The 26982-nt window shown below is 43.0% G+C and carries 34 protein-coding genes and 1 tRNA gene; 12 read left to right on the forward strand and 23 right to left on the reverse strand.

What is annotated here, in order from left to right:
- Positions 1 to 65 precede the first annotated feature (65 nt).
- The 3 genes from SALPA_RS30360 to SALPA_RS30370 all read left to right on the forward strand — a co-directional run bounded on the left by SALPA_RS30360 (position 66) and on the right by SALPA_RS30370 (position 1645).
- Positions 66 to 317: a helix-turn-helix domain-containing protein gene (locus SALPA_RS30360; protein WP_222427961.1), complete on the forward strand. Its 252-nt coding sequence runs from the start codon at positions 66 to 68 to the stop codon at positions 315 to 317.
- A 105-nt stretch (positions 318 to 422) separates the two neighbouring features.
- Positions 423 to 746, forward strand: a complete 324-nt coding sequence (locus tag SALPA_RS30365; protein ID WP_222427962.1) for a helix-turn-helix domain-containing protein — start codon at positions 423 to 425, stop codon at positions 744 to 746.
- Complete coding sequence (locus SALPA_RS30370) at positions 743 to 1645, forward strand: IS3 family transposase (RefSeq protein ID WP_255451414.1); 903 nt, start codon at positions 743 to 745, stop codon at positions 1643 to 1645. The genes SALPA_RS30365 and SALPA_RS30370 overlap by 4 nt, the downstream gene beginning before the upstream one ends.
- 204 nt (positions 1646 to 1849) lie before the next feature.
- Here SALPA_RS30370 and SALPA_RS11435 read toward each other — a convergent pair whose 3' ends face one another.
- Together SALPA_RS11435 and SALPA_RS11440 are read right to left on the reverse strand one after the other, a co-directional pair.
- Positions 1850 to 3046: a PucR family transcriptional regulator gene (locus tag SALPA_RS11435; protein ID WP_145093812.1), complete on the reverse strand. Its 1197-nt coding sequence runs from the start codon at positions 3044 to 3046 to the stop codon at positions 1850 to 1852.
- A gap of 369 nt (positions 3047 to 3415) precedes the next feature.
- Entirely contained in the window at positions 3416 to 3772 is a 357-nt protein-coding gene (locus SALPA_RS11440) for a hypothetical protein (protein WP_145093814.1), read from the reverse strand.
- 94 nt (positions 3773 to 3866) lie between these two features.
- Between SALPA_RS11440 and SALPA_RS11445 the strand changes: the two genes are divergently transcribed.
- Complete coding sequence (locus SALPA_RS11445) at positions 3867 to 4835, forward strand: tetratricopeptide repeat protein (RefSeq protein ID WP_222427964.1); 969 nt, start codon at positions 3867 to 3869, stop codon at positions 4833 to 4835.
- A 198-nt stretch (positions 4836 to 5033) separates the two neighbouring features.
- Here SALPA_RS11445 and SALPA_RS30375 read toward each other — a convergent pair whose 3' ends face one another.
- From SALPA_RS30375 to SALPA_RS11470, 6 genes are all read right to left on the reverse strand, one after another.
- Positions 5034 to 5954, reverse strand: a complete 921-nt coding sequence (locus SALPA_RS30375; RefSeq protein ID WP_145093807.1) for an IS3 family transposase — start codon at positions 5952 to 5954, stop codon at positions 5034 to 5036.
- Entirely contained in the window at positions 5933 to 6256 is a 324-nt protein-coding gene (locus tag SALPA_RS30380) for a helix-turn-helix domain-containing protein (RefSeq protein ID WP_222427962.1), read from the reverse strand. The genes SALPA_RS30375 and SALPA_RS30380 overlap by 22 nt, the downstream gene beginning before the upstream one ends.
- A 105-nt stretch (positions 6257 to 6361) precedes the next feature.
- On the reverse strand, positions 6362 to 6613 hold the full coding sequence (locus SALPA_RS30385; RefSeq protein WP_222427961.1) for a helix-turn-helix domain-containing protein: 252 nt from the start codon (positions 6611 to 6613) through the stop codon (positions 6362 to 6364).
- A gap of 352 nt (positions 6614 to 6965) precedes the next feature.
- Entirely contained in the window at positions 6966 to 7550 is a 585-nt protein-coding gene (locus tag SALPA_RS11460; RefSeq protein WP_145093820.1) for a DJ-1/PfpI family protein, read from the reverse strand.
- A 264-nt stretch (positions 7551 to 7814) separates the two neighbouring features.
- Positions 7815 to 8069, reverse strand: coding sequence for a hypothetical protein (locus SALPA_RS11465; RefSeq protein WP_145093823.1), 255 nt, complete (start codon positions 8067 to 8069; stop codon positions 7815 to 7817).
- Positions 8062 to 8292, reverse strand: a complete 231-nt coding sequence (locus SALPA_RS11470; RefSeq protein ID WP_145093826.1) for a helix-turn-helix domain-containing protein — start codon at positions 8290 to 8292, stop codon at positions 8062 to 8064. Before SALPA_RS11470 ends, SALPA_RS11465 begins: the two co-directional genes overlap by 8 nt.
- Positions 8293 to 8400: 108 nt before the next feature.
- Between SALPA_RS11470 and SALPA_RS11475 the strand changes: the two genes are divergently transcribed.
- The 3 genes from SALPA_RS11475 to SALPA_RS11485 all read left to right on the forward strand — a co-directional run bounded on the left by SALPA_RS11475 (position 8401) and on the right by SALPA_RS11485 (position 9552).
- Positions 8401 to 8742 carry a helix-turn-helix domain-containing protein gene (locus tag SALPA_RS11475; protein ID WP_222427966.1) on the forward strand — a complete coding sequence of 114 codons (342 nt, stop codon included), beginning with the start codon at positions 8401 to 8403 and terminating at the stop codon, positions 8740 to 8742.
- Positions 8743 to 8916: 174 nt separating this feature from the next.
- Positions 8917 to 9183, forward strand: a complete 267-nt coding sequence (locus tag SALPA_RS11480) for a hypothetical protein (protein WP_145093832.1) — start codon at positions 8917 to 8919, stop codon at positions 9181 to 9183.
- Between the two features lie 48 nt (positions 9184 to 9231).
- Positions 9232 to 9552 carry a hypothetical protein gene (locus SALPA_RS11485; protein WP_145093834.1) on the forward strand — a complete coding sequence of 107 codons (321 nt, stop codon included), beginning with the start codon at positions 9232 to 9234 and terminating at the stop codon, positions 9550 to 9552.
- A gap of 253 nt (positions 9553 to 9805) precedes the next feature.
- Here SALPA_RS11485 and SALPA_RS11490 read toward each other — a convergent pair whose 3' ends face one another.
- The 11 genes from SALPA_RS11490 to SALPA_RS11540 all read right to left on the reverse strand — a co-directional run bounded on the left by SALPA_RS11490 (position 9806) and on the right by SALPA_RS11540 (position 17894).
- Positions 9806 to 10213: a manganese catalase family protein gene (locus SALPA_RS11490; protein ID WP_255451159.1), complete on the reverse strand. Its 408-nt coding sequence runs from the start codon at positions 10211 to 10213 to the stop codon at positions 9806 to 9808.
- A gap of 192 nt (positions 10214 to 10405) precedes the next feature.
- Positions 10406 to 10990: a hypothetical protein gene (locus SALPA_RS11495; protein ID WP_145093840.1), complete on the reverse strand. Its 585-nt coding sequence runs from the start codon at positions 10988 to 10990 to the stop codon at positions 10406 to 10408.
- 812 nt (positions 10991 to 11802) lie between these two features.
- Complete coding sequence (locus tag SALPA_RS11505; RefSeq protein WP_145093843.1) at positions 11803 to 12159, reverse strand: hypothetical protein; 357 nt, start codon at positions 12157 to 12159, stop codon at positions 11803 to 11805.
- 133 nt (positions 12160 to 12292) lie between these two features.
- Positions 12293 to 12368, reverse strand: a tRNA-Met gene (locus SALPA_RS11510).
- Positions 12369 to 12459: 91 nt separating this feature from the next.
- Positions 12460 to 12597, reverse strand: a complete 138-nt coding sequence (locus tag SALPA_RS28985; RefSeq protein ID WP_186451035.1) for a hypothetical protein — start codon at positions 12595 to 12597, stop codon at positions 12460 to 12462.
- 459 nt (positions 12598 to 13056) lie between these two features.
- On the reverse strand, positions 13057 to 14325 hold the full coding sequence (locus tag SALPA_RS11515; protein WP_145093846.1) for an IS110 family transposase: 1269 nt from the start codon (positions 14323 to 14325) through the stop codon (positions 13057 to 13059).
- A gap of 595 nt (positions 14326 to 14920) precedes the next feature.
- Entirely contained in the window at positions 14921 to 15520 is a 600-nt protein-coding gene (locus tag SALPA_RS11520; protein ID WP_145093849.1) for a manganese catalase family protein, read from the reverse strand.
- A gap of 24 nt (positions 15521 to 15544) precedes the next feature.
- Entirely contained in the window at positions 15545 to 15802 is a 258-nt protein-coding gene (locus SALPA_RS11525) for a spore coat protein CotJB (protein WP_145093852.1), read from the reverse strand.
- Positions 15803 to 15824: 22 nt separating this feature from the next.
- Positions 15825 to 16181, reverse strand: coding sequence for a spore coat associated protein CotJA (locus SALPA_RS11530; protein WP_255451161.1), 357 nt, complete (start codon positions 16179 to 16181; stop codon positions 15825 to 15827).
- A gap of 121 nt (positions 16182 to 16302) precedes the next feature.
- Positions 16303 to 16575, reverse strand: a complete 273-nt coding sequence (locus tag SALPA_RS11535) for a PspC domain-containing protein (RefSeq protein ID WP_145093855.1) — start codon at positions 16573 to 16575, stop codon at positions 16303 to 16305.
- Positions 16576 to 16688: 113 nt separating this feature from the next.
- Positions 16689 to 17894: an FtsW/RodA/SpoVE family cell cycle protein gene (locus tag SALPA_RS11540; RefSeq protein ID WP_145093858.1), complete on the reverse strand. Its 1206-nt coding sequence runs from the start codon at positions 17892 to 17894 to the stop codon at positions 16689 to 16691.
- A 451-nt stretch (positions 17895 to 18345) separates the two neighbouring features.
- Here SALPA_RS11540 and SALPA_RS11545 point away from each other — a divergent pair, with 451 nt between their 5' ends.
- Positions 18346 to 18954 carry a YncE family protein gene (locus SALPA_RS11545; protein ID WP_145093861.1) on the forward strand — a complete coding sequence of 203 codons (609 nt, stop codon included), beginning with the start codon at positions 18346 to 18348 and terminating at the stop codon, positions 18952 to 18954.
- Positions 18955 to 19017: 63 nt separating this feature from the next.
- Here SALPA_RS11545 and SALPA_RS11550 read toward each other — a convergent pair whose 3' ends face one another.
- The 4 genes from SALPA_RS11550 to SALPA_RS11565 form a co-directional block, all read right to left on the reverse strand.
- Complete coding sequence (locus tag SALPA_RS11550; protein WP_145093864.1) at positions 19018 to 20295, reverse strand: DUF2935 domain-containing protein; 1278 nt, start codon at positions 20293 to 20295, stop codon at positions 19018 to 19020.
- 66 nt (positions 20296 to 20361) lie between these two features.
- Positions 20362 to 21003: a tRNA (guanosine(46)-N7)-methyltransferase TrmB gene (trmB, locus tag SALPA_RS11555; protein WP_145093867.1), complete on the reverse strand. Its 642-nt coding sequence runs from the start codon at positions 21001 to 21003 to the stop codon at positions 20362 to 20364.
- A gap of 13 nt (positions 21004 to 21016) precedes the next feature.
- The gene (locus tag SALPA_RS11560) at positions 21017 to 22930 is read right to left on the reverse strand and encodes a sigma-54-dependent Fis family transcriptional regulator (protein ID WP_145093870.1); all 1914 of its coding nucleotides are present in this window, start codon (positions 22928 to 22930) and stop codon (positions 21017 to 21019) included.
- Positions 22931 to 23146: 216 nt separating this feature from the next.
- Positions 23147 to 24943 carry a heme NO-binding domain-containing protein gene (locus SALPA_RS11565; protein WP_145093873.1) on the reverse strand — a complete coding sequence of 599 codons (1797 nt, stop codon included), beginning with the start codon at positions 24941 to 24943 and terminating at the stop codon, positions 23147 to 23149.
- 215 nt (positions 24944 to 25158) lie between these two features.
- Between SALPA_RS11565 and SALPA_RS11570 the strand changes: the two genes are divergently transcribed.
- The 4 genes from SALPA_RS11570 to SALPA_RS11575 all read left to right on the forward strand — a co-directional run bounded on the left by SALPA_RS11570 (position 25159) and on the right by SALPA_RS11575 (position 26940).
- Positions 25159 to 25785: a nitrite reductase gene (locus SALPA_RS11570; protein ID WP_145093876.1), complete on the forward strand. Its 627-nt coding sequence runs from the start codon at positions 25159 to 25161 to the stop codon at positions 25783 to 25785.
- A 244-nt stretch (positions 25786 to 26029) separates the two neighbouring features.
- The gene (locus SALPA_RS28990) at positions 26030 to 26170 is read left to right on the forward strand and encodes a hypothetical protein (RefSeq protein ID WP_169718051.1); all 141 of its coding nucleotides are present in this window, start codon (positions 26030 to 26032) and stop codon (positions 26168 to 26170) included.
- Positions 26171 to 26429: 259 nt separating this feature from the next.
- Complete coding sequence (locus SALPA_RS28995; RefSeq protein ID WP_186451036.1) at positions 26430 to 26573, forward strand: hypothetical protein; 144 nt, start codon at positions 26430 to 26432, stop codon at positions 26571 to 26573.
- A gap of 130 nt (positions 26574 to 26703) precedes the next feature.
- Positions 26704 to 26940, forward strand: a complete 237-nt coding sequence (locus SALPA_RS11575) for a hypothetical protein (RefSeq protein ID WP_145093879.1) — start codon at positions 26704 to 26706, stop codon at positions 26938 to 26940.
- The last annotated feature ends 42 nt before the right edge of the window (positions 26941 to 26982 follow it).

Below are 26982 nucleotides of genomic sequence, written 5' to 3' on the forward strand. Positions count from 1 at the left end.
AGTGATATGCTACCCCCAGACAGGACAGTGAAATAAAAAACACTGTTCAGTCTGGGGGTAATATTATGCCGAAAAAAGGAAAGATAGCGGCAGAAGAAAAAATACGTATCGTAGAATCATATCTATCAGGAAAAGTCGGATGTTGTGAAGCGGGACGATTGGCAGGAGTAAATCATAAGACGATTGCAGATTGGGTCAGCCGATATAAGTCGGAAGGGTCGGGAGGATTTCTGCCCCAAAAGCATGAGCGGGCATACAGCAAGGAAACGAAGCTATCGGCGGTTTTTGATTATTTGACTGGAAAAGGTTCCTTGTAGGAAATATGCCAGGAATACAAAATACGGAGTACCAAACAACTCCGGGACTGGTTAAAGGTGTATAATCGTCATGAGGACTTCACGATACAGACAGGAGGAAGCCGCATGACGAAGGGCCGGAACACCACCGCACAAGAGCGGATACAGATTGTAAAAGAGTGTATTTCCAATGGATATAATTATGGCGCAGCAGCGCTCAAATACCAAGTTTCATACCAGCAGGTCTACACGTGGACAAATAAATATCGCAAGATGGGAGAAGCGGGGCTGGAAGACCGGCGGGGACACCGCGCCGGAACGCTGCCGAGCCGTACGCCGGAGGAAGAACTAAGAGACCGGATAGCGCAGCTTGAACGGGAAAAATACGATCTTGAAATGGAGAACGCCTTGTTAAAAAAAGTGAAGGAATTGGAAAGGAGGCGACGCTGAGCTTCGTAAGGTGTCAGTCAACCTATGAAGCAGTGAGAATACTATCTGAGGAGCGGTCATTTCCTGTATGGAAGCTCTGCGACTTTTTACACATCACGCGTTCAGCATATTATCGATGGCTGATGCATCCGAAGAGCAACCGTGAGTTGGAGAACGAGCGAATTGCAGGTGTAATTGGGAATATACATAAAGCGCATCCGGATATGGGATACCGTAGAATACGGGACGAGTTAGACAGGAAACACGACATCCATGTAAATGATAAACGTATTCTTCGGATCAATCGTGCTCTTCATATCCAATCAACGATTAAGTATAGAAGGCACGGATGCACCAGGAGCGCGACATCTCCGGAATACATCGCCAAAAACTATCTAAAACGGCAGTTTCACGCAGATGTGCCAAACTCGAAATGGCTGACGGATGTGACGGAGTTCAAGTATTACATTGGGCCGGAAGTCCACAAGATATATTTGAGCGCTATATTGGATCTGTATGATCGGCGCATCGTCTCCTATGCCCTAGGCGATCACAATGATAACAGGATCGTTTTCGACACATTTGACGCTGCAGTGACCTCCAATCCCGATGCCCATCCGATGTTTCACAGCGACCGTGGTTTCCAATACACAAGCCGTTCTTTTCACATGAAGATTCAGGCCGCAAGAATGAAGCAAAGCATGTCTAGAGTGGCGCACTGTATCGATAACGGTCCGATGGAAGGCTTTTGGAGCATTCTAAAACGTGAAATGTATTATGGGTACAAATTCACCAGCCGGGAACAGCTTGCGCAAACTATTTCCGACTACATCTATTATTACAATTACCAGCGTTTACAGCGTCGTTTGTCTGTCATGACACCGATGGAGTTCCATCAACAGTACACAAAGGCTGCATAAAAAAACGCTGCCCACCATTCGGTCAACAGCGATCAAGTTCTTCTATTTTTTCATTGTCCTCTTGACGGGGTGCACAGCAATAGAAGTGAGAGTTTTAAAATTAGATAAATGTATTTGCCCTATTTAGCCAAATAGCAATAAATAACCTTCAAAAAGCAAGCAACGCCCACGAGGATTGTGACTCAAAGATAGGTTAGCAAAAACCTATCTAGTCAGTTGTTTCCCGACAATAAGTCCTAGCTGCAAGGTCAGGCGATCATCTGGATCATTTAAACTTCTCCCAGTTATTTCTTCAATCTTTTTCAAACGATTATCAAGGGTATTACGATGCACAAACAGACGCTTAGCCGTTTTGGCGGCATTACAATTTTCCTCAAAGTATACGCATAAGCTAGCTACCATATCCATGTGATATTTATCATCATATTCGCTAAGCGCCTCAATTACTTCCTGATAGTACATTGTCAGCTTATCAGGCTCAATCTCAAATAGCAACTTATATATCCCCATCTGTTCATAGGCATAAATGGGTTTGGAGGCTGTCTTTAACTCAGAAAAACGCAGCGCTTTTGTGGCCTGAAGATAACTTTGTCTAGCAGCCTGCAAACTTTCAAATCTGCCGCCTAAACCGGCGGCAACTGCCAATCCTGGCAATTTAGCAGTAAATTCATCCAAAATTTTGGTCAAAATAATAATATTTTGACGCGTACTCATATTCTCATACGGCATTAGTAAAACAATATCATCCTCCCACAACATTGTCATAATTCCCCTGTACTGTATGTTCAAAACAGTGCGGACGATTTGTTCAAAACGCACTTTCAAGGCAATCAACGCTTTTTCACCTTTTGCCTGTGAAAATTCACCTAAGCGGGTAGGACTTATAATGGCAACCTGATGGGGTCTTGTTAGATCATATCCATAATAAGCTGCTCGCTGACTTAACGCCTCAGGATCTGCCAGGGGACAAAATAAAAGCTGCTCCAAAAAATCCTTTATCGATTCTTCCTCTTTTTGCTTCATGACAATATGGCTGCATATTTCCCTAGTTACCTCAATAAGTTTTACCTCCCACGGCAACTCAAAAACGGGAAAGCTCGCTTGATCTGCCAACCTGATAACCTCAACGGGAACTTCTTTAATATAGGGACCAATGTTAACAATGAGCCCCGCCAATTTCTTTTTTATTATGCCGTGGACAACATCTTTCAGCTTATGAACATCACCATTCAAACCGATGCCAGTGATAATCAGGAGTTCGTTACCCTGTACCCAGGGAATAACGTCAGGCAAGTCAATAAAATGCACCCAACGCACCAATCGATCCAAACCAGACTTTCCAGCCACAGTATTAAGTCTTGTCAACGAGGGTAAATTGATTATTTCCCGACAACTAATCATAACTGGCATCCTCCTCTCAGGTTGAGCCATGCTCTATTCTTAGCCTCTAGTGTCCAAACAATCCGAGGCCTATAAACGTTACCCGCTCATAAGCCCCATTGCTTAACTATTAAATATTTATTAGTAAATAGAAATAGACAGGGGCTTATAAACGAAATACGTCTATAAGCCCCATTGCTTAAATTTTTTAATAATTTACATTGCTTTGAGTATATCATACTTAAAAAGACAACGCAAATACCAGCAAAAAAAAACGAGACTATCGTAGAAGTCTCGACAATGCGTGCAAGGACAAACGAAGGTGGGTACGTTGCCTTGGCCTTCTTCTAATCAGAAGAATAGCATTTACGCCATATATATATTTAAGCTTTAATAGCTGAATTTGACCTTCCAAGAACTAAACTCGACTTTACTGACATCATGAAGCTCAAAATTCCAGTTTCGAATCCCCTGGGTATTTATCATTAAATCCATATTAGTAAATGACTGCGAAATAGTCTTTGGACCATTATCGGTAGTAAAAGTAATCTCGACATTGGCTTTAGGTAACCAGGAGATAAATACTCCCGTATTATAAAAATTACCTTCCACCATCAAACTGTTATTTTCAGTGAAATATACTTTAGAAGGAACAAATTCCAGATCTGAAGAAGCCGTTGCTGAAGCCGCCCCTATGACTAAAATACTTGCAATACATAGCACTATAAAAAGACATCTCTTTTTCATATTCAACCGCCTTTAATTATTTTTGTTTTACAATTTGCATTAACTTGTAAAACAATCATAGCTAATGTGCTTTACTTTGTCAAGCAATCTCCTTTTGATTATTAATCAATATGTAAAAAATTCTATATTTACCACTCTCTTTACACTGCCCAATATCCGCTGTAGAATATCACTAATAGGAGGCGCAAGAATGTCAAAACAGTTCGAAATATCAGACGAAAAGATTACGGTTGGTGCCAGAGTCAGTGCTGAAGCTGTCGGAGTCTTAAAGCAGTACGAAATTCCAATATCAGATGTTATAGAAGCGGGTATTCTCTATTTTTTATGTCTGAATGATGCTGATAAAGTTGCATATTACCTAAAAAACAGTTCAGATGTTATTGTTAGAAGTGACTATAAAATTCCGCATGCTCCTTGGCCGGAATGTATTAAAGAAATATTAAATGTAAGTAAAACCGGCGATGTAAAGACTGAGGTCAAAAATATCAGAGCAGCAGCTAAATGGATGCCTGATAAAGGTGAAGCTAGGCTTAGCCAACTAAAATTGAGAAATCTAACCATAGCTGAAATTATTAAAAAGGCGGATGAACTTACGCTTGGGGGACGCGTACAAGAAACAATTCCGTACTATGATTATGCGATTATGCTTTCGACAAAAGAGGGGAGTCCCCAAATAACCGGCGAAGTTTACCTCAAGCTGGGTGATGCAAGTCGCGATATGGGAAATTTTTCGCTAGCCTTAAGCGCTTATGCATTTGCGGAACAAAACTTTGAAAAAGAAGCAACTCCACAGAATCTAGCAGACTTATCCTATTCCAGGGGCGTTTGTTTCCAACTCTGGGGTAAACATAATGAATCCTATACCTACTTAAAAAAAGCGCGCGAGTTATACGAAAGTATCGGAGATTCGGACAACTTGTTTAAAACACAGTCGCGCCTGTCGATCAGTCTTGATTCGCTCGAAACAAAAGACGCGGTTGAAGCTTGTAATGAGATACTTGCTCACTTTACGCAGCTAAGAACACAGTATATCGCTAAAATAGATAGCTCTGCCAGCCGTTAATTGTAAGTGACAAACTTTTTTCCCTATTACAAGTTATAGTATCTCCAGAAATCATTGATATCACCACGATAAAGGTAGTGATATGAGGATGTCAAACATAAAGAGACTCATCTGCGCTGTGCTGTGCACCCCGTCAAGAGGACAATGAAAAAATAGAAGAACTTGATCGCTGTTGACCGAATGGTGGGCAGCGTTTTTTTATGCAGCCTTTGTGTACTGTTGATGGAACTCCATCGGTGTCATGACAGACAAACGACGCTGTAAACGCTGGTAATTGTAATAATAGATGTAGTCGGAAATAGTTTGCGCAAGCTGTTCCCGGCTGGTGAATTTGTACCCATAATACATTTCACGTTTTAGAATGCTCCAAAAGCCTTCCATCGGACCGTTATCGATACAGTGCGCCACTCTAGACATGCTTTGCTTCATTCTTGCGGCCTGAATCTTCATGTGAAAAGAACGGCTTGTGTATTGGAAACCACGGTCGCTGTGAAACATCGGATGGGCATCGGGATTGGAGGTCACTGCAGCGTCAAATGTGTCGAAAACGATCCTGTTATCATTGTGATCGCCTAGGGCATAGGAGACGATGCGCCGATCATACAGATCCAATATAGCGCTCAAATATATCTTGTGGACTTCCGGCCCAATGTAATACTTGAACTCCGTCACATCCGTCAGCCATTTCGAGTTTGGCACATCTGCGTGAAACTGCCGTTTTAGATAGTTTTTGGCGATGTATTCCGGAGATGTCGCGCTCCTGGTGCATCCGTGCCTTCTATACTTAATCGTTGATTGGATATGAAGAGCACGATTGATCCGAAGAATACGTTTATCATTTACATGGATGTCGTGTTTCCTGTCTAACTCGTCCCGTATTCTACGGTATCCCATATCCGGATGCGCTTTATGTATATTCCCAATTACACCTGCAATTCGCTCGTTCTCCAACTCACGGTTGCTCTTCGGATGCATCAGCCATCGATAATATGCTGAACGCGTGATGTGTAAAAAGTCGCAGAGCTTCCATACAGGAAATGACCGCTCCTCAGATAGTATTCTCACTGCTTCATAGGTTGACTGACACCTTACGAAGCTCAGCGTCGCCTCCTTTCCAATTCCTTCACTTTTTTTAACAAGGCGTTCTCCATTTCAAGATCGTATTTTTCCCGTTCAAGCTGCGCTATCCGGTCTCTTAGTTCTTCCTCCGGCGTACGGCTCGGCAGCGTTCCGGCGCGGTGTCCCCGCCGGTCTTCCAGCCCCGCTTCTCCCATCTTGCGATATTTATTTGTCCACGTGTAGACCTGCTGGTATGAAACTTGGTATTTGAGCGCTGCTGCGCCATAATTATATCCATTGGAAATACACTCTTTTACAATCTGTATCCGCTCTTGTGCGGTGGTGTTCCGGCCCTTCGTCATGCGGCTTCCTCCTGTCTGTATCGTGAAGTCCTCATGACGATTATACACCTTTAACCAGTCCCGGAGTTGTTTGGTACTCCGTATTTTGTATTCCTGGCATATTTCCTACAAGGAACCTTTTCCAGTCAAATAATCAAAAACCGCCGATAGCTTCGTTTCCTTGCTGTATGCCCGCTCATGCTTTTGGGGCAGAAATCCTCCCGACCCTTCCGACTTATATCGGCTGACCCAATCTGCAATCGTCTTATGATTTACTCCTGCCAATCGTCCCGCTTCACAACATCCGACTTTTCCTGATAGATATGATTCTACGATACGTATTTTTTCTTCTGCCGCTATCTTTCCTTTTTTCGGCATAATATTACCCCCAGACTGAACAGTGTTTTTTATTTCACTGTCCTGTCTGGGGGTAGCATATCACTGAACAGAGAGTCTCTTTATGTTTTGAAGGGATAACGACCAGCTTATTAAGAAGGGACAACTCATAGCCGCCCATGTAGGACGCGACTATTACTTATATTAAAAATATCTTTACCATCATTGCTAACACTACTATTAGGTTAGATATTATCATTATCGCAAGCAAAACTATTAAGTACATTATTATCTGATTCGTTTGCATAATGGTAACACCTTCATGGCTTAAGCGTTTCTACTATATACTATTCATCATTCGTGAAAAAATTACCTTTATATAAACCATCTACCATCATCTTGCGAATAAATCCGCTTCCTTATTTGAATTCCAAATATATTCAATGCTTTGTGCAAGTTCTTTAGCCTTTGTTATACCAAACCTATCGGCAATAAAGCCTAATGCCATATCTATTCCTGCCGATACACCAGACGAAGTATAAAACTTTCCATCAACAACCCATCTGGCATGACTGATCCATTTAACTTCTGAATTCACTGACTGAACCCAATCAAAGGCTCTTTTGTTCGATGTAGCTTTTAAACCATTTAACAAATTTGCTTTAGCAAGCAACGCTGACCCCGTACAGACCGTAAGGCAATATTGAGATTGAAGTGCAATGTCTGATAATTTCTCAATAAACATATTATCGTTAATCAAATGCCGCGTTCCTTGACCGCCAGGAACTAAAAGTACTCCGGAACAAACAACCTTTTCCAAAGGTTCCGTTAAAATCGCAACCCCTTGACTGCTTTTAATAATACCACCATTTGCTGAAACAAAATGCAAACAACACTCTTCAATACGTCCAAGTACCTCGACTGGTCCAAATGCATCTAATGTTTCAAAATCAGGAAACAGTAAAACATTCACATCCATAAAGCATTCATTCCTTTCGTGTTATCAGAAACATTATAACGCCACTAAATTCAAAATGAAATATAATATAATTCATCTCCCTATCAAAAGGGATATCGCTAATCATTGACGAGATCAAATATTGGCTAAACCAAGAAAACATAAAACAGTCTAAACATTTATATGAGGTTATTTTAGCCTACCTAACTCCAGCTACCGGAATCTCCGGAGCCTTGATCTTACTGAAACGAGGACTCTAATCTTCGACTAGCACATTTTCAAACGCTACCCATTTGTATTGTTATGAACTTTTCCAGATTGTCTTTTGTCGTTTGATTCCAAAAGCAGCTTTTTTACCCCTGTCTGCAAATAATAAAACCCCATACCTCTTGACAGCTCGGCCGTACTTCCCTCCTTAAGCCAAAAAGCTTGGGCAAGCTCCAAAATATATTCGGTACTGTATGTAGCTATTCTCCCCGCATACCTTTTGCGGGTGTAATTATAGCCCATCTCAAAATCGCTCAAATACTGCTCAGACATGATTATCCTCCTTGTTACTTAGTGTTTGTTTGCCTATAAGCTCGGTTATACATACACCAAGGGCGGCTGCGATATTTGCTAATGTCTGTATAGAACCGGTGGAGCGTCCATTTTCGATTTTATTAATCATGCTCTCGTCAATATTAACCAATTTGGCAAGTTGTTTCTGAGTCATATTGAGTGCCTTTCTAAAAGTTTTTACTTGGACGCCTGGATTAACCAACTTTTACCACCTCCGATAAAATTTTACTGAATTTAATTCATGGTGTCAATAATATTTTATGAATTTTATTCATGATTTTTCTTATGTTGTTAATACGCTATAATGAACATGAATATAATTCAGGGTGGGATTGAATTGAATTATGCCTCCCGGTTAAAGTACTTTCGGAATGTAGCAGGGATTTCTGCCAATGCCTTAGCGAAAAAAGTTGGCTTGGACCCAACTACAATTTACAAAATTGAATCTAATGATTCGAAACCGTCTCTTGGTTCGTTAGAGCGTATCTGTGACGTACTCGGTATTACCCTTGCCGATTTCTTCGCTGAAGAGAAACAGGAGCTTGAGCCTGAACTCCGACGACTGATAGAAACAGTCAAGAAATTATCGCCGGAGCAAAGAGACCAACTGCAAAAGCTGTTGGAAGTTATGAGCACTGACAGTAAAAAATAACAAAACCCAGTTTCCCCACCAAAGGAAACTGGGCCTCGCTATTATACGGTAAACTTTTGGGGTTGACGTGACGCGACCTTCCGCCGGAGGACATTCGCAGCATCGAGGAGTTTAACGATAAAATATGGCAAATGGGGACATTTAAAGATCAAATACATTAAGGAGCGGTGTAAAATGTCAGCTGTTTCCACAAATGCAGTTTCTAATACAGATTTAGCTAAACCCAGAACCTCAGAGTCCTTAAGCGATATTTCCTTAGAAAAAGCGCGCATTCAGGCAGTTAAGAAAAAATACGATGATTTAATTAACCGCATTGGCCCAGCAAGTACTGTGATTATAAGTAGCGCAGCAGTACAAGTACGAAAAACCAGTCAATTAATTAACAAAAATACGATTGCCTCACTAGCATGCCAATCAACTTCTGTTGACAAAAAAGTCTAAGGTATTAAAACACCCTGCATTAGAAACACTATTTTAGAGGTGATATTTTTGAGTGATACTATAAATGCGCTCAGCGGTTCAATGAATGATCAAGTCGCTCCCAGTGAAGCCGATATGGAACAACGATTACAATCGTCTACTCAAACTAATTCCCTCAATAATAGCTCTAAAGCTTACATTGACGCACTATTTAGCGGATTCGATAATACTTCAGGAGAAAATCAGGATCAGAGTAATACTGTATCGGCTCACACCGAAGCTAAGTTTATTACTGGAAGTACAGGGGTTCAGATAAACCCTGACGCGCCACCTGAAAAGAAAGAAAACCATACTATTGAACCACCCAAAGTTTCTACCCAACATTATTAATTAGGTCGGCCATTGTGCTGGCCTTTTTATTATTGGTTAGGCTCAGGTTAATTTATGTCTAAGCTTGCAATTTAACAATGTATTACGATCGACGATATTGCCCATGCGGCACTGGTTTTCTGCCTATAATCAGTCAAGACAAAAATTGATTGGCCTTATTGGTACAAGCAACGATGCTTGAACACAGAAGGAGCTGCGCTGAAACACAAAAGTTTAACGCAGCCCTTCGTATTATCTATTTTTTATCAAATTCTTACTCACACCCACACTTATGCCCATGCCAAACATGCTTGGCCTTGCACATCCATTCTTGCACATCATTCAAAGCCTTGCCAAACCGTTGGAAGTGAATAACTTCCCGTTGCCACAGGAAGCGCAGGGTATCTTTAACACAAGGGTCCTCGGTACAGGCGATTAAATGTTCGTAGGTAACCCGTGCTTTCTGCTCGGCAGCCATATTCTCAGTCAAATCGGCAATAGGATCGCCAAGGCAGGCAATATAAGAGGCGCACCACGGAACGCCATTAGCATCTGTCCAAAAAAGTCCATGATTATGTTGAACATATTGACCGTCCCAGCCTGCATCTTTAAAGTCCTCGCAAGTGGCACCATCAACAAGTATAAACGGCTTATTCGGGGTAAAAATGGCTATAAATTGCACACCAGAAATGTAATGCGTGTCGCACTTGTTTTTTTATAGCCGAGTTACTGGCTACCGAAATCGCTCAGCGATATATCGAGGTCCGGCATATATTATATTGGATGAATTGCGGAAACACGCGAATCCTGAAACGATGGTTATTTAAATAAAGGCACCCTCAGATTACGGACTGAGGGTGCCTTACCTATTATATTACAAGCTATTCATTATTTTTGTGTTCGCTTCATCCATAGCCTGATTTAATGCTTTTGTAATTGGATCTCTATACCCAACATCCCCAAATACGCTTTTATTTTCCGAAAGTCCTGTTGTCTGAAATGAAACTAATTTATTCTGCTTGGCATTATATAATTTATACTTTAACTTCGCTTTAGTTACTACTTTTACCTGGAACATACTTAAATGTCTGGTAGTTATTAATTGTGATATCTCCATAGCAATAACATAATCAGCGTTGGCTTTTTCGGCGACGACGGCCATAACATCCTTTTCCGGTAATTCGTTGTTGGTAGTGTCAAACCCTGTACTGTTCAAAGCCTTTTGTGTTTCAACAAGTGGTATAAGATTGAAGTTCTCATTAGAATATTGCTCTGTGTATTTTGTGTTAACAATCTCTTGTATGTATCCCTTATTTTCCTCTGTCGAATTGATATAAGGTATTATTGCAATATTGGGTTTAGTAATAGATGGCTGAACATTTTCTTCTGCAGACACAATAATAGCACCAATTGACATTAAAAACAGGCATAAAACTGTAATAATAGTCAGTTTTTTCACAAAATCACTCCATTCAATTAATATGTTTAAATTATAGTTAACTAATTGAAAAGAATTTGTCGAATTGTAATTTATATTACTATAAACTGAAGAAAATAGCCCCCGGCCAGGGGATTACTCATGCACAATATACCATTTCCCATCCAAATCATCATAAAACATGATTAACCTGTTTATTCCTGATCCGGCAAACATACCTCATTCCGTGCCCACCGCCGATCAGTGGCGGTGCCATGCGAAGGTCCATTATACGGTCGATCTCGAATTTGCGGCCGTCTAGCCAGTGTAGGATTAGTGGGTAGATGCTGTCGGATTTATCGTGTTGGACTGTGATGCCTACGTATGTTTTCATGGTTTTATTTTAGAACATTTGTTTGGTTGCGTAAAGATGATAGGATGGGAAAAGCCACCTACTAGGAGTAGCAGGTGGCAAATCTTGCGAGTGACCGGATTACTTACCATAACAAAACAATTAAAATCAAAGATTGCATATTTCGCGTATGCAAAGAATCTTCCTCAAATACTTTCATTATTCGTTCAACCCGGCAGGCGAGCATGGCCCATTTAAGTTTTCATTTAGATACATTCCGCAGCCACGATAATTTTAACTATCTCCTACTTTTTATCCGTACATGAAACTGTAATTTTAGATAGGTATTAGGTATAAAAAAATAAAAAAGCCCATCCCCTCGGCCAATGGCTGAAAAATTCTACTATCGTCAAAACGCAAGTACCCAGCAACTGCATGCTGCTGGGTACTTGTATGGATAAAAATTTGGAAAGCCGCACTTTAAAAATGCGGCTTAGGTTTATCAATTATCCGATGAGCCGGACCCTATGGCAATACCAATTAAAAGGGCAGCAATTTGGCGCAAATTTTGATCATGACGGTCTTTCTCCCGCTCTTGCCGCTCATGCCATTCCCTTTCACCTTCATGCGGCCGGCGCTTCATTTCTCTTTCGTGCCGCTCGTTTTCCTGGCGTTTGCGTTCATCCTGCTGACGTTGGCGGTCATTATCATGTCGGTCATTACGGTCAAGATACGCGATTCGCTGAAAACCGTCGTTATGTAATGGTCCAGAGGCTGCTGCGGCTACTGAGGAAAACATTCCTACTTGAAGCAAACCAAGCATTGAGTATATGATAACTTTTTTGCCTATAATTTTCATGGAAACATTCACTCCCTAAATGTTTGTTATTGGATCTCCATGGATTAATAATAACCGCCATTATTTAGAATTTGTTTAGAAAACATTGGATTAAAAAATAGTTGCCGCACCCCGAATGATGTGGCTAATACTTTGGTTGCGGGAGCAGGACTTGAACCTGCGGCCTTCGGGTTATGAGCCCGACGAGCTACCAACTGCTCCATCCCGCGAAATACTAATGGTAATATGCCTGTTTTTCAAATATTACACAAAATAAAAAACCGCTCCATCCAAAGAACAGAGCGACAGATAAAATCATTGTTAATTTGTTATTTCAGAGGCACCACTTTCCTCTTTTAAGTCCCTAATAATATCGGGTAAGCCATCCAACAATTCCCGCAATTCCCGCAATTCTTCCTCAGTCAATTTGATGTTTAAATCATCTGATACATTGTCCATAGCCAACACCGCCTTATAAAAATATTGAAATTACTAAATGCTTAACTTTATAATACAACATAAATATTAGTAATTCGGTTAAGTGTTCGTTAATATTTAGTTAAGAAAAGTCGTACCCCGAAGGATACGGCTACTTTTTATTTCTCAATATACCACTTACCGTCAAGATCATCATAAAACATTAACTTCCTTATTCCGTATCCGGCACTTATATCTCATGTCATGCCCGCCGCCAGTCAGTGACGGTGCCCTGCGAACGTCCATTATTTTATCGATCTCGAATTTGCGTCCGTCTGGCCAGTGCATAAAGTGCCACGGAAGTGCCACAGACCAGCTAAGTGAAGTCAAGCCCTTAACTACAATTTTTGTTTATGGAAAAATAAGTATAGCAAACAAGCCTCTATCAATATCGAACGATATTGATAGAGGTATAATGTAATGTTTTGTTTTTCGTCTTCGTTAAGCCGCCTTTTGCAGGTGTTTTTGATACAGTTCAACCTGCTGATCAGGGGTAATCAAACGAAATGGCTGCTTATTCTTTAATACCGAGAATATGATACGTAGTAGCTTGTTCATANCAGCGCCTAAGGCTTGTTTCTTGGTTTTCGTTTCGATTTTCCGTTGGTAATACTCATAAATCACCGAGTTANCNTGCGAACCTTTAGATTCCTTACGGATAGACGTCGTAGCAGCNATATAGAGTGCATGTCGGAGAAATGGTGATCCCCGTTTGGTTACTTTATTCTTTGTCCCTACAAAATTCCCCGATTGTTTAACCGAAGGGTCGATACCGCTAAAAGCCACTAATTGCTTAGCGTTCGCAAACCGTTCAATATCACCAATTTCGCCCAAAATGATAGCTGCTAATGTATCACCTATGCCCGGAATGCTTTTTAGGAAAGTGATTGCCGGTAACTGTTCAGCAAGTGCTTTAATCTGGTCATCGAGTAAACTAATTTGTGCGTCTAAAGATTGCACAATGCTAGCATAGCATTGTATTGTGGCGGCATAGGCCGACAAGGATATGCCAGTAACTTGGGCATCATCGGCGCAAGATAACAAATCAGCATATTTTTGCTGAGCATATAATCTACCCTTACGGGATACCGTTTGCAGCATGTCCAGTATGACATGCTGATTGGCTTTCTTGCTCCATTCACANGGTGTGGGAAACTTATTTACTAGAGTCAATGCCGTAAGCGATCCCGGGTTAAGGATAGTAGGAAAAAGAGGAGCAATTTGTTCAATAGCACACTGTAACTTATTGAGCAAATTGGCTCGTTGTTCTACCAACTGCCCCCTTGTTCTTGCTAAGACCTTCAAATTGGCCAGCTGTTCTTTANGCATAGTTGTAGGATAAAAAGCATGAACAAATAACAGTCTGGCCAATTCAAGTGCATCAACCCGATCTGTCTTAACTTTCCTTACAACAGAATTTTTGATAGAATGGGAGATAAGGGGATTGATGTGGTAGACTTCAAAACCCTGTTTCAAGAAAAAGTGGACGATGCGCTGAGAGTAGTGACCCGTGGATTCTAGGGCGATGAGCGGTTTACTACTAAATGCTTCTTCCACTTTTCTTATTTGCCCTAGAACAAATAAAAGCCCTTGCTTAGTATTTAACGCTTTAAAAGGTTTCAAAAAGGTAGTACAAGTTGGAGATACTGCTGCATAAAAACAAAAATTTTTGGCTACATCAATGCCAATAACCGGACGATTAGTCAACACCGCTGACCTCCTATAAGATAAATTGAAGGGTTATCCATTCCAAGCTCAAAGATTACCGCCTTGCACGTGAAACGGGAATAAGCTCCCAACCAGCTAAAACGTAAATGCTTTGGAAATGGATGAATTGTCTGTAGGCATGGGTATAGAAAAATCTTCCCTGGGACGGGGCCATTCATATCCTTCTTCCTCATTATACCTAGAAACTGATTGTTCGGAGTTTTTCTATCCCAAAATGGATAACCCTTCTGTACTATATCTTACAGGGGACGGGGTTGCTGACATCTTTCATTTTCTATACATACTCCCGCCCATCATTCGAACTTATTTAAAGCATAATTTGTGTCAATAACCCCGTACCTTTGACACGGTTTATGAGGTGTCACTCGCAATCATATGTCTAAACTTGCAATTTAGCAATGTATTACGATCGACGATATTGCCCGTGTGGCACTGGTTTTCTGCCCTATAATCAGTCAAGACAAAAAATTGATTGGCCTTATTGGTACAAGCAACGATGCTTGAACACAGAAAGGGCTGCGCTGAAACACAAAAGTTTAACGCAGCCCTTCGTATTATCTATTTTTTTATCAATTCCTTACTCACTCCCACACTTATGCCCATGCCAAACATGCTTGGCCTTGCACATCCATTCTTGCACATCATTCAAAGCCTCGCCAAACCGTTGGAAGTGAATAACTTCCCGTTGCCACAGGAAGCGCAGGGTATCTTTAACACAAGGGTCTTCGGTACAGGCGATTAAATGTTCATAGGTAACCCGTGCTTTCTGCTCGGCAGCCATATTCTCAGTTAAATCGGCAATAGGATCGCCAAGGCAGGCAATATAAGAGGCGCACCACGGAACGCCATTAGCATCTGTCCAAAAAAGTCCATGATTATGTTGAACATATTGACCTTCCCAGCCTGCATCTTTAAAGTCCTCGCAAGTGGCACCATCAACAAGTTTATATACTAAAGCCGCAATCATTTCCATATGAGCTAATTCCTCTGTGCCGATATCGGTTAATAGTGCTTTAGCTCCATCTGTCGGCATACTATACCGTTGGTTCAAATACCTAAGGGAGGCGCCTAGTTCACCGTCAGGACCGCCGTATTGAGTTATTACCATTTTGGCAAATTTTACGTCTGGGCAGGTAACACGCACGGGATGCTCGAGTTTTTTTTCATATAACCACATATTCACTGCTCCTTCATCAAAGAATTATAGTTCCCATGGCCAAGGTCCTTGCGCCCATTGCCAAGGCTCCCCCGACATACCGCCATGGCCAAAATTTATCAGCGGTCCGTATTCACATTCGTACTGCTCTTTGTATCTTTTCAGCATTTCAACTGCACAATTATAATCGTTAATCGCATCTTGGTCGCAAGGATGCGTGTCAAGATATAGATTAAGTTCAATTGCGACAAACTGAATCTCTTGCACTTTTCTAAGTAACATCATTTGTTTTTCATATTTCACTTATTTACACCTCCAAGCTTATCTATTTAGGAATTCTGTAGACACCCCAAAGTTCTGGAAACAAAGTCCCTTTCATAAGTGCCTCACCTGGAGTAAATGCCTTTTCATAAGTTTGCCAAGGCACATAGGAATGAGCTAATTGGATACATTCCGGAAAATTGTCACACATATCTTTCTCCATACTCGTTACGCATCCCATATAGCTTGGCTTTTCACAAGCCATGTCTTCCATATCGTCATCCATGTCATCCATATCCATATCATCATCCATGTCATCCATGTCACACATATTATCCATGCCACGATGTTCCCCTCGCGTTTTCATGACGTTACTGTTGCCAGGTTTATTATACATTTGATGTCTGGTTTTTTTCTTCACAATGATGCCTCCTCGCATTGACTTAGTGTATTTTATGTGAATACCATGGCAAATGTCACCAACAAACATAAAAAAAAATTCGACAGGTAAAAACCTATCGAATCAAATACCGAAATATATATTAAGATACAGGCATAATTAAGAAAGCAAGAATATACAGGACCAAGCCTGCCCCGCGATATAGCACCGACAATGTCCAGACCAGTCGGATTAAAGTAACATCTAGTCCTGTATAGCTGCTAAAGCCGGCACATACGCCAAAAACCATACCATGCGCCTGGTCAAGGGCTAAATGACGCTGAATTGCCGCCGCATCAGGTGTCCCACCCTGAACAAACTGCCAAATTGTCAAACCACTAAATAAGTACGCGCCGGCCCGAATAAGCCACAGCATAAGAAAAGGCCTCCCTTAAGGGAATTGGCCTGTATGCCAATTCCTCTAATAATCACCAATAACAAGTTCATTAGTAATTATTACCTTAAAGGAAGACCTTTAAACATCTAACCTTAGGCGCCGGTTGAACGAGGAGTCCTTTTCACCAGTTTAAGCCGGGGTTGGTCGGCACCAAAACTTCTACTGCCTGGCTGAAAGACTTTGGCTGTTATGTGCCGGCCAACACTAATAAGCAGTCCAACAGCGGCGCAGTTGACAATCAGTGAAGTGCCGCCAAAGCTAATGAATGGCAGCGGTACACCGGTAACCGGAATTACGCCTGACACCATGGCAATGTTGCCAATAGCCTGTCCAACTATTAAGGCGGTTATACCTGATGCTAACATAAAGCCATAGCCATCGGCTGCCCGGCTGGCAATCTGGATGCCATACCAAGCCATAGCACCAAGCAGTATCAGTACTAACAGAGCCCCGACAAATCCCATTTCTTGACACAATACAGCAAAGGCAAAATCCGTATGCGCTTCCGGCAAATAGTTGAATTTGCTGGCTCCCATCCCCAGCCCAGATCCAAACAGGCCGCCTGAGCCAATCGCCAACAGTGATTGCACGGTCTGATAACCAGAGGTCTGCTGATACGCCCAGGGGTCAATCCAAGCCCAGATACGTTCTGCCCGATAAGAAGCCGCATGAACTAAATATACGATCATGACGGCAACAGTCATTCCCAGGTAGATCCGTTCCTGCCTTGGTATACCTGCTAATACATACAGCACCAGGCTTAAGCCTACAATGACCACAGCGGTCCCCATATCCGGTTGTTTAAGGACAAGAACACCCATTATGAGCGTTACACCAAGCGGTAGAGAGCTTAATGTTATTCTCCGCCCCCGGTCAATGCGGGCCCCTAAATAGGCTGCCGTAATCATGATGACAGTTAGCTTAGCGATTTCAGAGGGCTGAAATTTAAAGCCCGCCAGACTAAGCCAGCGCTTGGCACCATTGGCATCCTGACCAGCAACCTGAACAGCCAGGAGTAGCCCCAGGGTCGTAATTATTGCCAGCAGCAGCCAGCCCCCCTTCAGCTTGCGGTAATCAACAACAGCAGCTACTATCATCACCAAAAAACCTACCGAAAATGAAATCAAGTGCTTTGTTATAAAAAAATATCCATCCTTAAATAGCTGTCCCCCCAGCACAAAGCTGGCGCTGAAAATATTCACCGTGCCAATCAAAAATAAAATCCCGGCAATAAAGAACACGGCCTCTGCCGGACTGACCCACAGCTTGGGGAAGCTTCTGACCTTCCTCTCATTCACAAGCTGACACTCCCTCCAAAAACACGTTAACAAAATGGCAGTAAGCCCAATAGTATATATTGGATGACTTACAAAAAGCTACAAAACTTCAGGTAAAAAGAGGTGATCCCATGGGGTAAAACCATACAAAATAGTAGCTGTAGATGCAACTACCCCTGCCGTACTTATTGCAGACGGACCTAGCGGTGAAATTCTCCATGAATTACAGTTCTCGCCCGAACTAACACCTACCGAGCTTGCCGTCACTCCGGATTATACAAAAGTCTATCTACCTTGTGCTGCTACATCTGGTAAAAATAGCATCCTGGCAGTCAACTTAATTAACCAGTCTCTCTATAGCCTGCCTATAGAAATTCCCTATCCTGCCCAATTTATCTTACCAAAGACTACCACACCCATCGCTTATCTTGCTGAGCCGTGCGGCAACTTACACCGCATAGACCTTACAACCATGTCTTTGGAACTACTGGGAGCACCTGCCGCTAAAGCCAGTTGCGTAGGGTTAGCAGCTAACGCTGAGGCCATCTATACGGCGTGGGAACATACGGCAGGCGGTACTGTCATGGGACTAGGAACTGCCGGCACTATCACCTGGCAGTATGACATCGCTGGTATTCCTACCAATATCCTATTAGTAGAAGACCGTCTGATTGTTCCCTTTACCAACACAGCCTTTACCAGTGAAGGAATTGCATTATTTGATATAAGCAAAAACCGCCCGTCGCCCGCCGTTGTTACCATCCAATGCCCTAGTTGTCCCAGCGGGTTGTCGGCCTATCCCTGTCATGCCGCTGTTGCCGCCGATAATAAGACGGCTTATATTGTCAATGAGGATGGTGCATCTGTCTTTGTCATTGACCTGGAAACTGCACAAGTGATTGACCGGTTGACAATTGGACGATCACTATCCCGCCTGTACTTACTTCCTGACAGCCACTTAGCCATTGGCACCAGCAACCTGTTTGCCGATTTAAGCCTAATCGATTTAACTGGCGGACCATTATTGGCTATTACCAATACTAAGCGTCAATTACTGTCTACCATTGCTATTCTGCCATAGATATTCGCTATAACTAGGCCAAACCCCTCCCGCCAACGCGAGAGGGGTATTATTTCATAGTGATTATTTTTTTAATTTTCCCAGTTGACGCGGCCAATTGCCGCCCCATTTATACTTACCCTGTTTGCTTTTAGGCTCGGTTACCGGTTTGGAAGGTAATACCACTTTTTCCGCTGCTACGACCTTGGCCTTGACGGCTACCTCCTCTGCCACCTCAGTGTTGGTATCACCTTCAAGACTCACCGTCTCCTCTACACTATCAGTAACATTCCACTTGGCCTTGGTGTCTTCACTGATAGGCAGCTGTTCCCGCTCACTACCGGGAGTATAATCAAGTTCAATATTATCAATGACTTCCTCATTATTAATAATTTCCTCTTTATTAATAATTTCCTTATTATTAATGACTTCCTTAGCCTTAGGCTCACGCCCAGATCCCAGGAATTCGGCAGGATCTACCAGTTTATCACCAATCTTTTCTTCCGCCAGCGTATCAAAAACACTTGGATACTTATTCTTGAAAACCACAGCATCTTTTTCTACCTTGATTACACCCTTTTCCATCATCGACAGCACTAACAAAAAATGATCAGCTTCCCGGCGGACATGATCAGCCATCACAGCTGGAATAGTACTTAACATTCTGTTCGTAACAATCATCTCATGAATAGCCTGTTTAAAGTCCCGCAACCGTACAGTCGCGACCCGGCTATCTTGCAGAAATCGATCAAAGGCAGGCAAATCCATAGGCTTATGCGCAAGGAAACTCACATAGTCACGCGCTTGCATAGATAAATTATCGAACTCAGCTTGATAGCCGGTAACAACCTCCAGCAGGCTGCGTTCAGAAGGGTCAATCCTGTTACCAATAAACTTGGTATGTTCGGCCATTATCCTTAGCCAAAAATCAGCTTCCAGCGCTTTAACCACAGCAAGTTTCTTGCAGGCATGGAGTTTTTCCAAAATAGCCATAAAGTACTCGGCTTCGCGGATAACATGATCAAAAAACAGCGGCGGCAACGCACTGCCGAGCTTATTGGTCAACGACAACCCTAGTAAGAGTTGTTTATATCGAATAAATTCCTTAAGAGATTCCATACTTTCCGCAATTAGTTCAGCAAATTTTTTCTCACTTGTAAGCTTATCGGCTCGCACATACAAAGCCTTAAACTCACGTTCAAAAGCAGCAGCCTCTTCAATCAAATCAGGCTTATCAAATGGTAAACCGGTCTTAATGAACAGCGCATGCTCTTCCATAATATGCAGCCAAAACTTGACCTCTTCCAGATCAAGCGGCGGCACGGGCCGGACATTGCCTGTACCAAGTGAATGACGCGGCATAACAACACACTCCCATACAAAAAAGGATTTTATTGTATTGTATGCGCGTTAATCCGGTAAGTGACATCAAAAAATTACTTCACACCGGCAAATGGGTTGTCCCAAAGCACTGAATTTCGCCTCATATTCTGTCATAATGTTGCCGGCAAATCCACTGTTCAGCAGGTCATAGGTAACAGCATTGATTTCGAGACCAAACTCGCTAAACTGCTCTAAAGAAAATTCAAATAGCGGACGGTTATCAGTCTTAAACCATAATTGCCCGCCCGGCTTTATCACAGTCCGGTACTTATTCAAAAAATCAATATGGGTAAGCCGTCGTTTGGCATGACGGTTTTTGGGCCAGGGATCACAAAAATTAATGTAAAGCTGTTCAATCTCCCCAAGTGCAAAAATTTTTAAAATATCATTAACATCAAATACCAGAAGTTGGACATTGGTTAACTCCTGTTCGCGAACTTTTTGTGCGGCACAATACACTATCTCCTCTTTGGCCTCGATACCGATAAAATTAACCAAGCCCTGGTGCTGCTTGGCCATTCCTGTAATGAAACGGCCTTTACCGGTACCAAGTTCAACATGCAGTGGCAACGAGTTCTCGAACAAATTACGCCAGTTTCCTGCTAGTTCTTCCCCAGGGTTCTGTACTACTATATCACTAAAGCCGGTCAGCGCCTCAACTACCCATGGCTTTTTTCGCAGTCGCAACAAGTCTCCTCCTCTACTCTTTATCTAACCCGTACTTTTTCAAGTACCGGTACAAAGTCACCCGGCTGACATCCAGCATATTAGCCAGGCGGCTAATATTACCACCGGCAGCTTTCCAGGCCTCGATAAAGGCTGCTTTATCCTCTTTCCAGGCCTTGCTTAAGCCTTGCTCACCAGGCATAATAATATCTGCACAGGCAATAGTCGTGCCAGGCGTACGGAAAAAGGCCTGCTCAACAACCCCTTGAAGCTGCTTGATATTTCCTGGCCAGTCATAGCCCATGATGAGCTCGGCCGCAGCCGGTTCTAAGTTCTTAGGCAACAAATTATGTAATGCAGCCAATTCTTCAATAATATGGTTGGCTATACTAGGCAAGTCATCCCGCCTGGCTCGCAGCGATGGCACCCGCACTACAGCACGCGAAATGATCTCATAGAACCTAGCTGAAAATACGCCTTTTTCGACAAGGCGTTTCAACTCTGTATCACAAGCCGCAATGACCCGGACATCAATCGGACGGTGGACGGTTTCGCCCGAACGTGACAATTGCTTAGATTCCAGGGCTTCTGCCAGCTTCTCCTGGAGTGTGGCCGGAAATTTCTCAACCTCATCAAGGAACAGGGTGCCGCCACTGGCCAGTTCCAGTTTACCTGGACGACCGCCAGTTTCACTGCCACCCCTGCCAAATAATTCGAATTCCAGAATCTCAGGCGGCATATCACCGCCTTTAACCGCAATCAACGGTCCTGCGGCCCGGGAACTCGCCTGATGAATACCATGAGCCAAGCGTTGTTTGCCGGTCCCTGGCTCCCCCTGTAGCAGCAGGTGATAATCATGTCTTGCCGTGCGACTGGCCTTTTCCTGCATGGTAATGAAGGCATTACTAGTCCCTACCATGCTGGAGAGGCTGTAGCGGGCTGTATAGCCTGCCGTATGAGCGACCAAAGTACGCAGATCCTCTATCGGCAGGGACACGGCTACAATACTTTCTATATCATCGTCATCCCCGGCAAGCGGTACTACCGTGGTAATATCCTCATAGGTTTTGCGGGGGGTTATCCAGGTTACCTCGCGATTATAAGATGGTACACCCAAAAATCCTTTATACAGCGGCGTGTGTCGGTAATTTAATAAAACATTGCTGAGATTGGGTCCCTCCTCTTTCTCTTCACTGCCAGGAGGTACGATGCCTGAAAGTCGACTATGCCCCAACTTGTTAGCATAAGCCACTTCACCACCAGGCAAAATATGATATACCGCCAGTGGCACAGCATCAAGAATGGTATGTTTAGCAGTAAGGCTGGCAATTAGTTTGAGATGTTGCTCCATGGCATATTTAATGCTAAGTACCAAAGCAACCACGGCGCTATATGGCAGCTCATTTTGCTGGACAGACACCACTGTCACAATATATTTTACCTGATTATCCACAATAATCGGAGCCGAACAGGCATCCCCGTTTTGGCAATCTTTGATCCACATCTCAGGGCCAAACATCAAAAAGGGAACTTTATGCCTATGGGCAATACATACGCTGGAAGTACCGACATCCTCTTCGCGCATCCGGGCCCCTTCCAGTTCCCCTGCCGTTTTCTGATAAAAAGGTAAGGCATAGTTTTTTAGCACATATACATCCTGATCATACAGTAACATGCTTAGATTATAGGTGGTAAAATGCTCCTTGATCTCCTCATATAACCCATCAAGAAAGCTAATAGCCGCACAATACTTTTCCCTATGCTGAGCAAGTTCTTGAGCCGTTAATTTTTCATCAAGAGAAAAGCTCTCTGTACCAACGCCCAGCCTCTTGCTGCGCAGCCAGGATTCAGCTACCCAAGGGTGAATATTCGGGTCGATGACACCTTCTTTGATAAATTTATCATAATACATTTCCAATTTCGCTTTGTTACGGCGCTCGCGAATCATGCTGTACCTCCACTGTTTCCTAAGAATACTATCACTACAATCAGGAGATTTTATTCCCGCCTGATTCATCACCGGCGGCGTCCTAAAGGACTTGGCTTGTGCCAAGTCCTTTAGGACGCCAGCAGAAGCCTTAGTCGTTCAATCCAGGGAAGGTTACCCTTTCTATCTGGATAAGCAAGCGAAGGCGGGGTGTTATCCCCCGCCTCTGGTGCAACATTAGGTACGATAGGTGTTAATATCTTCACTAAAATGTTGAATTACAGTCTTGAACTGGGTAATCTTCCCCATCATATCATGCAGTTTCTCATTATAGATATGTACCGAAGCACTAACTTCTTCACTGGCGGCAGAATTTTCTTCTGAGATAGCTGCCAATGATTCAATTTTGCCATATACCTCGTTGAGGCCGGTCATTTCCTGTTCCAGCTTGGTAATCATATCTACAATATTTTCAGCTACCAGATGAATATTGTCTAAATGGCGGGTGTTACCAACCACTACTTCATTCATTTGACGGCTCTCAGTAGCCAGGATGTCAAACTCAGCTTCAATCATTTGCACAACACTGTCGATAATATCCATAAGTATCTTTAAGTCGCTTGATATACTTTCCGAATGATGCTGCGACTGCTCTGCCAACTTGCGGACCTCTTCAGCCACTACGGCAAAACCGCGGCCCTGCTCACCGGCACGGGCTGCCTCGATGGCAGCATTAAGTGCCAATAAGTTAGTCTGACCGGCAATAGCAGCCACCATACCGGTAATTTCGTTGATTTTAGTCGCCTGATTCTGGAGATGTCCTGCAGAAGACTTAACCTCAGAAAACTTGTCCAAGCTATGCCCCAGCTTATTGCTGGATACCTGTATATCAGCAAAACCCTTATTGATTTCATCTACTGCTGCTTCCAAGCGCTCTTTATTCTGACTTTGCTCAGTTACTACCGTCCGCAAGGTTTCAAGGTTACCATTTAAGATACCCACGGCCGTTTCGGTCTCCATGGCCTGATTGGTGGCAGCAGTAGCCACATCATGCACCACCCCTGATATTTCATCTGAAGTATCCTTCATCCGTGATGCCAGGATATTAAAATCGTCACCATATTTATTCATCTCATCGGTTATCCCTTTAAAACCGATGAATTCGCTCTTAACCCTCAGCTTGTACTCTGCCAGCATATTCATAATATCTTCAAACTCGTCGCTAGATTCGAGCTTGGTCTCAGTATAGTATTTCCGCTCCTGAATAGCGATCAGTTCCTCTTTAATGGCGGCAAACGGCTGTAGCAGCAGCCCAGCACCGCCAGCAGCTACTACGCCGCTAACCAATGCCGTCCACAACGGTACATTGACCCCAGCAGCCATCAGTACCCCGTCTACCACCAGCGACATAACAGCCACCCCTAGACCGATTTTGGCTGGAATACTCCTCATTACCCCAAAGGATAACAGCTTGTTCAAGCGGTAAACCTTGGTATGGCTGATCGGTTTGGGGAAAGTAATGAGCATCTTCAAGTGCTCTGCCGAAGACTCCACAATCTCGGTCTTAATGTCTTCTTTAAAAAACTCGGCTGCCCCCGCTAATAGGCCTTTCATATAGCCAAACATGCCGCGTTTAGAGCGATAGCTTATTATCGCACTATATTCCGACACCGGATCAACTAACAGCTCAGGCGGCTTAGCCCCCGGTATCCGTTTTACCATAACAATATGAACATCATACATGGACCGGAGAAAAGAATACAGGCTTTCCTGGCGGAAAAAGGCCGGATAGGCCTGCGCAAAAGTTATAACATTATCTTTCCCAATATGTAACCATATCTCATCTTGGCTTTTACCTGTCTTTTCAGCTAAATACTTAACAAATGCCTTGGGTTTGTCATCTTCAACTTCCTCTGTGGGTAAAAACATTTTATCAGGCTGCCACCCAACATGCTGCATTGCTTCCGCTGTCAATGACTCGCCCCATATCTTCTGGGCCGTGTTGACCCATGTTCCAACAACTGTTCCTTTCATCGAATCCACTCCAATATTCTAAAAATTATTGTATTTTGTTGGAAATCATTCTCCTCGTACTATTCGCGTCAATATTGATATTTTCCTCTATTAAATTTACATTCTTCGCGACTTTTTCCGGCCAATTTTTCTACCTGCCCACTGTCTTCGTGAGCTAAATCACTTCACGGATTGATAAAACCTGCTATAATTAAGGGAAAACTTAGGAGGATACCATGACTCATCAACCAACTACCCTGCCACTTGCCCCACGTCTGCCTGCTGGCCTAGTTACACCTGTCATGTTACGCCATTTGGCAGATATTGCAGAAAAGTATAAAGGCGCCATCAAGGTCGCCGGTAATAGTATTGTCATCCTGGGACTAAGCCCGCAAGATCGCACTCTGGCTTTGGCTGAACTCGGTCTTACTAGCCAACCACTGTCAGCCAAGGCCGTACGCAGCGTAGTCGTATGTGCAGGCAAACCCTATTGTTCACGTGCTCAGCAAGACAGTACCACCCTGGGACTGGCCCTTGACAATAAGTTTTGCGGAGCTGAGCTTCCTGGGAAACTGCGCATTGGCATCAGCGGTTGTCCCAACGCCTGTTCAGAAGTATTTGTCAAGGATATTGGCCTTTTTGGGGTATCTGCCGGCTATACGGTTGTTGTCGGCGGTAACTCTAGCCGCCAGGCACGGCCCGGACGTATTATCACTGAAAAAATATCGCCAGCAGAAGTTTTGCCCTTGGTTACCAAAATCATTGCTTACTATAAAACTTATGGACAACCTGGTGAACGGTTAGGGCAAACTATGAGCCGCCGCGGTTTTGAGGATCTTGCCATAGCTACAGGAATAAATTGACCTTTATAGATACGACTTGGCTTGTGCCAAGTCCTTTAGGACGCCGGCAGAAGCCCTAGCCATTCAATCCAGGGAAAGTTATCCTGGACAAAAAAACTGAGCCCACCGGGCTCTAAATTCCGAATACTTAACGCTTAGCAACACTTGCCAACGCTCTGGAATATTTTTTGGATTTCAATCCAATTCTTACTGTGTGTACCATTGCTATGCGCTGGTTAAACTATCAAACGAGGAGGTGGTAATTATGTTTCATAAAAAGAAACGTAATTCTATGCTGAACATGGATATGGATTTTGACATGACCTCCATGCTAAAGGTCGTGGCAGTCGGCGCGTTTATTTATCAAGCCGCCAAATTCATGATTAACGAAATCATCGACGACTAAAACGCCTCCCATCTTAGCTAAAGGAGGTGATACCATGGCTAAAAAACAAGAACAGTGCGATAGCGGCTGTAAAGAGTCAAAGAATGTAGAATTCGGTAAAGAGATTTGCCCTGCTGCTAAGGAAGCCAAAAAAGAAGAAAAATGCCGTAGATAATACCAGAGGGTGGATATTTCCACCCTTTTATTTTTTTTAGAAAAATTAATAATGTCATGGTATATTTATCCAAAATAGGGAATACTAGAATCGGAGGTGAGTGGAATGGGATTTAAAGATTTACCAGGCAGCACAGTCACCAAACAAAGCCAGTCCGCTGCTAACAAAAGTACAGCATCACAAAACGCGGCTGCTAATGATGCCCTTTCAAAACAAGAATCTCTTACCAACACAAAATCTTCTCAATAAGTAAACCTTAGCTTACCCCCTTATAACAATAGAGTGGCATAATGCCGCTCTATTGTTATTTTTGCAAAAAGCTATTGAAATAAAAAGTTTGGGAACACTATATATAATCGTAAACATGAGGAGGGATTTGATGAAAAAACTTATTTCCGGTATGTTTTCAAGTGTACCTGATGCCCAGTTGCTGCTTGCTACCACTGGTTATGATGAAGTTGCACCCGAAAACGCAACAGATAAGTTAAGCGATAACGGCAGGGATAACAGCCAGACCCGCACTGAAGTCACTTCCTCTATTGTCTCCAATACCACAACCAACGAAGCCTCCGATCGTGAAGCCATGAATAAAGCCCTTGATGATTCTCTGCCATAGTTTTGCCATAAAGGTGAGAGTCTTAATGTCATCGACTAAGAT

Source organism: Sporomusa sp. KB1 (assembly GCF_007830295.1).
Classification (GTDB): domain Bacteria; phylum Bacillota; class Negativicutes; order Sporomusales; family Sporomusaceae; genus Sporomusa.